Annotated in this window: 6 protein-coding genes; 2 read left to right on the top strand and 4 right to left on the bottom strand. The window is 64.2% G+C overall.

Translation table 11 applies throughout. The features are described 5' to 3' along the window. The 3 genes from ACFE70_RS13850 to ACFE70_RS13840 form a co-directional block, all read right to left on the bottom strand. The coding region (locus ACFE70_RS13850; RefSeq protein ID WP_375418349.1) for a hypothetical protein at nucleotides 1-767 on the bottom strand (767 nt) is incomplete at its 3' end. A gap of 101 nt (nucleotides 768-868) precedes the next feature. After that, nucleotides 869-1,810: a T9SS type A sorting domain-containing protein gene (locus ACFE70_RS13845; RefSeq protein WP_375418348.1), complete on the bottom strand. Its 942-nt coding sequence runs from the start codon at nucleotides 1,808-1,810 to the stop codon at nucleotides 869-871. 258 nt (nucleotides 1,811-2,068) lie between these two features. Next, nucleotides 2,069-3,175: an esterase/lipase family protein gene (locus ACFE70_RS13840; RefSeq protein WP_375418347.1), complete on the bottom strand. Its 1,107-nt coding sequence runs from the start codon at nucleotides 3,173-3,175 to the stop codon at nucleotides 2,069-2,071. A 365-nt stretch (nucleotides 3,176-3,540) separates the two neighbouring features. Between ACFE70_RS13840 and ACFE70_RS13835 the strand changes: the two genes are divergently transcribed. Continuing rightward, nucleotides 3,541-3,960, top strand: coding sequence for a hypothetical protein (locus tag ACFE70_RS13835; RefSeq protein WP_375418346.1), 420 nt, complete (start codon nucleotides 3,541-3,543; stop codon nucleotides 3,958-3,960). A 366-nt stretch (nucleotides 3,961-4,326) separates the two neighbouring features. Here the strand turns inward: ACFE70_RS13835 and ACFE70_RS13830 are convergent, their stop codons facing one another. Next, on the bottom strand, nucleotides 4,327-4,743 hold the full coding sequence (locus ACFE70_RS13830) for a thiol-disulfide oxidoreductase DCC family protein (protein ID WP_375418345.1): 417 nt from the start codon (nucleotides 4,741-4,743) through the stop codon (nucleotides 4,327-4,329). Between the two features lie 219 nt (nucleotides 4,744-4,962). Between ACFE70_RS13830 and ACFE70_RS13825 the strand changes: the two genes are divergently transcribed. After that, a complete protein-coding gene (locus ACFE70_RS13825; RefSeq protein ID WP_375418344.1) occupies nucleotides 4,963-5,382 on the top strand; it encodes a hypothetical protein in 420 nt (139 codons plus the stop codon). Nucleotides 5,383-5,491: the final 109 nt, after the last annotated feature.

Here is a 5,491-nt window from a genome sequence, read left to right as displayed (position 1 = left end):
GTGGCGCCGAGCACGTAGCGCCCGTCAGGGCTGGGGTTGGGCCAGACGCTGATGGCCGCTGCCAGCTTAGCGTCGCGGGTCGCTGTGGCCGTGCCCATGAACGAGATGTCGTCAATCTGAAGCACCGTGCCCACGGTGGCGTCATCGTCCGAGTCAGGGTCAGCCGTGCCGAATACGATGTGTACTGAATCGGGCACGGCCGCCGACGTGTACGTAAGGGGCGCCTGGGCCAGCACGTAGGTGGAGGTAACAGTGGTGAGTGTCAGTTGAGCCGTGGCGATGGTTTCAGCCTCGCCGTTAACGGTGTGCGTCAGTTCTACCCTGGCTAAGGCGGTATTGCCAGTTGCCGAAGCTTGGGGCCCACTGAGCTTGTAGTAGAACTGGAGCATAGCCGGCCGACTGGTAAAAGGCAAGCCACCGCCTAAATCGGAGTTAGAGTTCACCTTGTTGCCCAATGATACGGCGCCCGGCACTGCGGCCGGGCCGAAGAGTGTTGCTATCGTCTTGGTTTCGAGCCGCAGGGCGAAGGTGCCGCCGTGCACATCGGTGACTTTGGTGAAGGTGCCCGTCGGATTTGGGAACAAGACCTGTCCAAAAGGGTCGGCAGCGAAGATATCGTCGATGGTCAGCCAGCCGGTCGGCGAATCGACGCCGTCGCGGGCGGCCCAGGTTTCGTAGCCGCCATTGGGCACGGCCTGGGCGTGGGCCGTGGTGAGGGCCGTGAGCAGCAGCCCCGCTGCTAAAGTGGTGCGGAAAAGTAACTTCATATAAAATGGAAAAAAGGATGAGGTAGTAAAGGTATAGCCAAATAAGCTGCTGCTCATAGAAGCCAATGAAAATAGTTGTTTGGAGGCTTCACGCGAGAATTCTAGCGAACGAGCTTGCGGGTGACGAGTCCGCGCGGGGTGGCGAGCTGTAGAGTGTAGATGCCGGCGGGCAGGCCGCTCAGGTCCAGGGCGCGGGTGGGGGCGGCGCTCCGGCCGGGGGCAGCTTCGCGGCGCACGATGCGGCCCGTGGCATCGAGCACGGTGAGCGGGGCGGCTAGCAGGGCCGGCTCGGTGGCGCCGAGCACGTAGCGCCCGTCAGGGCTGGGGTTGGGCCAGACGCTGATGGCCGCTGCCAGCTTAGCGTCGCGGGTCGCCGTGGCCGTGCCCGTGAACGAGATGTCGTCAATCTGAAGCACCGTGCCCGCTACGCCGTTGCCAAACAGGTCGGAGTCCCCATTCGTGACAAAGGCAAGGTGCACCGAATCGGGGGTAGCGGCCGATTCGTATTCGATAGGAATCTGCGCCAGCATATAGGTGTCGGTGGGGGTAGGAAGTTGCAAATAAGAGAAGGCGATGGTTTCTACTTGCCCGTTGACGGTGCGCGTAAGTTCGATGGCTGCCGCCGGGACTTCATCGGCTACTGGCGACTGTGGGCCCGAGAGCTTGTAGTAGAATTGCAGCACGGCGGGCCGGGCCGTGAAGGGCAGCCCCGCGCCTAGTTCAGAGTTGGAGGGCAGCCTTTTTCCCAGCCCCACGATAGCCAGCGCTACCCCCCGCGGCGTAGCTTTCGATTCGAGCCGCAGGGCATAGGTGCCGCCATGCGCGTCGGTCGTCTTGGTGAAAGTGCCCGTCGGCAGAAGCTCCTGGGCGAAGCGTTCCGCCCGGAGAATGTCATCAGTAGTCAGCCAGTCGACCGGTGTATCGACGCCATCGCGCACGGCCCAGGTTTCGAAGTCGCCATTGGGCACGGCCTGGGCGCGGGCGGTGAAGAGGGTAGTGAAAAGCAGGCCGGCGGCCAGACTGGTGCGGAAAAGTGTTGTCATCAGGAAGGAAAAAATATAGGTGAATGGTAAAGCTACTACTAGCCACTTCGGGAGTAGCAGCGAGTAGAGGAAATAGGTTGGCCTACGGCGGGGCTTTGGTGAAAAGAGAGGGGGTAGGGAATCAGGAAGCCCGCGCCAGACAAGCCCCCTGTTACTGTCAGCGCCCGCTGCCAGTATCCCGCCAGGAGGCTGATGTTCCTACCCCCTCTCTTTTTGCCAAGGCCCCGCCGTAGGCCAACCCGCCACCCATACTTCCCTTCACGCGTGCGCCTTCAGGTACTGATACACTTCCGGGTGGGTGAGCAGGCCGCCGTGGTGCTGCTGCGGAAAGATGGCCGTGCGCACGCTGGTGCCGGCCGGCAGGGCGGCCTCGTCGCCGAAAGTGGCCTGGCCGCGGGCGCTGGCCGCGCCCACCATGCCGTCGCCAAAATATTCGCGCAGCACCGCCGGCAGGCTGCTGCGCAGCCAGGCGCCCATTAGCACGTGGTAGTGGACGCCGGGCAGCAGGGGCACCGCGGTGCGCGGCGGCAGCAGGTCGGCTGCGTGGGGGCCCTGCCAGTCCTCATCCACGAGCCAGGCGTGGCGCAGGTCCTTGATGCCGTTGCTGCGCTGGTTGAGGGCGTTGCTCAGGAAGCGGGTCGGGAAGAGGTTAATGCGCCGCAGCAGGCGCTCGGTCAGGTGCGAGTTCTGCTCCAGCCAGGCGCCGTCGTGGGGCGTGCCCAGCAGAAATACCGCGCGCAAATGCGCTAGCCAGGTGGCTTTGCCAGTGAGCAGTAAGCAGTGAGCAGCACTATCGTTTGTTAACTGCTCACTGCTCACTGCCAACTGCTCACTGCCATAATATCCCGCCGAGCGGATTATGAGGCCGCCCATGCTGTGGCCCACGAGCACTAGCTCGCCCAGGGCGTCGGGGTAGCGGTCGGCCAGTTCTTGCAGCAGGCGGGCCAGCTCGCGGCCGTTTTCGGAGAGGTGCTGGCCGGTGTTGTAGCGCAGGTAGAGGCAGCGCAGGCCCGCTTCCTGGGCCAGGCGCGGGCCGAAGCGGGGCCGCCCGGCCGCGTCCTGGAAGCCGGTCTGCCAAATCAGCTCGTCGCCCATCAGCCCGTGCACGAACACCACGGTTTTCAGGCGCGCTTCCTGCAGGCGCAGCGCGGCCACGGGCACGTCGCGCCCGCCGCGGCGGAAGCTCATCTGAATGGCGCGCGCATCATAGCGGGCGGCGAGCTGGTCGCCGAGGGCACCGTTGAGCACGGGCAGGAAAAAATGCTGGTGGGCCTGCCCGGCGCGGTAGGCGTAGGCCGCGCCGCGCGGCACGATGGCGGCGGCGCGCCCCAGCGCGCGCAGGGCGTTGCCAAAGCGGGAAGGCATGGCGGGGTAGGGGTTAATAATTAGCGGTTAGTGATTAATAATGAAGCTGTTTAGGAAGTCGAAAGCCGGTCCTGCTTTATCTAGCGTCCGCTGGTCGCAGCATCTCTACCGCTTCGTTGGGGTCGTTCAACGAAGCAGTAGAGATGCTGCGACCAGCTCCGCATGACATGCTAAATTGGTTTTTAGAACTTCCTAAACAGCTTCAATTGGAGTAGTTCAACAACGTTAGTTACTAACCGTTAATCACTAATCACTACTAAAGTGGTAACCTCCGGGCGGCCCTTGGCGTTGGGCAGGGGCAGGCTGGCAAACGCATTCGGCCGCCAGCGGTTTCCTTTGTCCGGCTTAACCTTATCTGATTTTTTATGAAGCTTTCCTCTCGCGCGCTGCTGGGCCTGGTCCTCGGCGCTTCGGCCTTCTCGGCCTGCGACTACCAACGCTACAGTCCCGGCGTGAATACCCAGTTCGACCGCGCGTTCGTGAACGCGCCCGGCTGGCGCAACGAAGACGTGAACCGCGACAGCATCAACTACAAGCAGCAGGTGTACACGCCCGTGGGTGAAGGCTCGGCCACGGCTATCAAGAACGGCACCGTGCAGGACCAGGTCAACTCGGCCCCGGCCGGCAAAAGCTCGGCCTCGCCCCAGGCCGCCAATGGCACCAACGCCGCCACCAATAAGAACAACAACGGCCGCGGCAATACCAACGACGTGGGCCCCGCCCAGCAGGCCCCCAACGTTACCAACGGCACGCCCGACATCACCAACAGCAAGGGCAAGGAGTAGCGCCCGCTAACCTGACCGGCGCCCGTTTCCTACCCCCCTCTGACTGACCAAGGCCCTCGTAGGGCGCCTTCCCGACCGCGCGGGCCTTGGTCTGTCAGAGGGGGGGTAGGAAACGGGCGGCTGTGCAGCCGACAACCTACTGATTTTTAGCCTGAATGGCGGGCTGAGCCTCTTTCATAGGCCCGGTAGTCCTCAGCAGATGATTGGTCAGCGCCACGGCGAAGAAGGAAAAGAAGTAGCGCCCTCAGATGCCCCGGTAGGGTTGCCACCACTGGCCCGCCCATCCCCGCCCCTGTTTCCAAGCTTAGTGGGCTTTAATTTTTTATCTGAAGCACTCGCCCTGAGCACTTAAATAAGGTGAGCTGCCTAGCCCAGAAACCGCGCCCGCAGCGCCGGCGTGGGCAGCAGGCACTCCTGCTGCCGCCCAAACCAGCGGTAGCGGTGGCGGGCCACGAAGCGGTAGGCGGCATCGCGGGCGGCGGTGGGCAAGAGCCAGGCTGGGGCGGCCAGCAAGGCCCAGCCGCCGCCCAGGCGCCGGGCGATGCGCAGCACGGCCGCCGAGTGCGAGTACAGCCGCCCTTCCTCGACCAGCAGCACTGATTCGGGGTCGGCCCCGGCGGCGGGGAACGGCCCGGACAGACCCTGCGCGGCGAGCAGCTGCTGGCCGGCTTCGCTCTGCAGAGCGGCGAACTGAAACCGGCCCGCCGGGTCGTGGCGAATAACGAACTGCACGAACCCGTTGCACAGGTTGCAGACGCCGTCGAAGAGGATGGTTGCGGGCATTGGAAGGGGGTAGGGAATAAAGAAGGGAAAGTAGCGGCGGCCGGCGAACAGCGCCGGCGGTCGGCACGTGGCCGCGCTACTCGCGTTAGCCAGCCGAGGGCCAGCAAAACAGCCAGCATATTTACGGGCCAAACGTAGTTGCCGCCAGTCGCCAGCCCGTATAGCAAGCTGTTTACTAAACCAATCAGCTCTCCTATTTTCTTTATTTCTTTCTAAAACATGAAAAAAATCACTCTATTCCTCGGCACCTTAGTCCTGAGCGCCGCGCTGCTAAGCAGCTGCGGCAGCACGGGCAGCGGCGAGGGCCGCGCCGCCGACAATGGCAATATGTCCAGCCCGCCGAGCGCCGCCAGCGCCGACCTCAATGGCAGCGTGGGCAACGGCGGCACCAGCACCGACCCCCGCGATGCGTCGGGCAAGCGCGGCTTCGATGGCAACAGCACGCCCGGCGACGTGGGTTCCGACGCCAGCGGCGTCAGCAGCGCCGGCGGCAGCACGCCCCCAGCCAACAGCGCCACCGGCATGACCACTGCGCCCGGCGACAAAGGCAGCACCACCAACAACTCGGACGGCGCCGGCGGCGCCGGCAAGGGCAAAACCGGCACCAACCCCGGCGAAGGCAAAAAGGGCAGCCAGTAGCCGGCCGCTGGCCGCCAAGCCGGAGTCCGAAGCCGGAACCGGGGCCAACCTCAGCCTTCGCAACGCAAACCGCCTACCCCCGTACTTTCTGCCAAAGCCAGGCCGGGTG

Source organism: uncultured Hymenobacter sp., assembly GCF_964243305.1.
In the GTDB taxonomy this organism is placed as follows: domain Bacteria; phylum Bacteroidota; class Bacteroidia; order Cytophagales; family Hymenobacteraceae; genus Hymenobacter.
Note: the sequence above shows the minus strand (reverse complement) of the source record. Positions and strands in the feature narration are given on the sequence as shown.

Excerpts from the sequence above, each read along its gene's own strand:
- ACFE70_RS13835 (WP_375418346.1), top strand. The coding sequence starts at position 3,541 with ATGAAGCTTTCCTCTCGCGCGCTGCTGGGCCTGGTCCTCGGCGCTTCG.
- ACFE70_RS13825 (WP_375418344.1), top strand. The coding sequence starts at position 4,963 with ATGAAAAAAATCACTCTATTCCTCGGCACCTTAGTCCTGAGCGCCGCG.
- ACFE70_RS13830 (WP_375418345.1), bottom strand. The coding sequence starts at position 4,743 with ATGCCCGCAACCATCCTCTTCGACGGCGTCTGCAACCTGTGCAACGGG.
- ACFE70_RS13840 (WP_375418347.1), bottom strand. The coding sequence starts at position 3,175 with ATGCCTTCCCGCTTTGGCAACGCCCTGCGCGCGCTGGGGCGCGCCGCC.
- ACFE70_RS13845 (WP_375418348.1), bottom strand. The coding sequence starts at position 1,810 with ATGACAACACTTTTCCGCACCAGTCTGGCCGCCGGCCTGCTTTTCACT.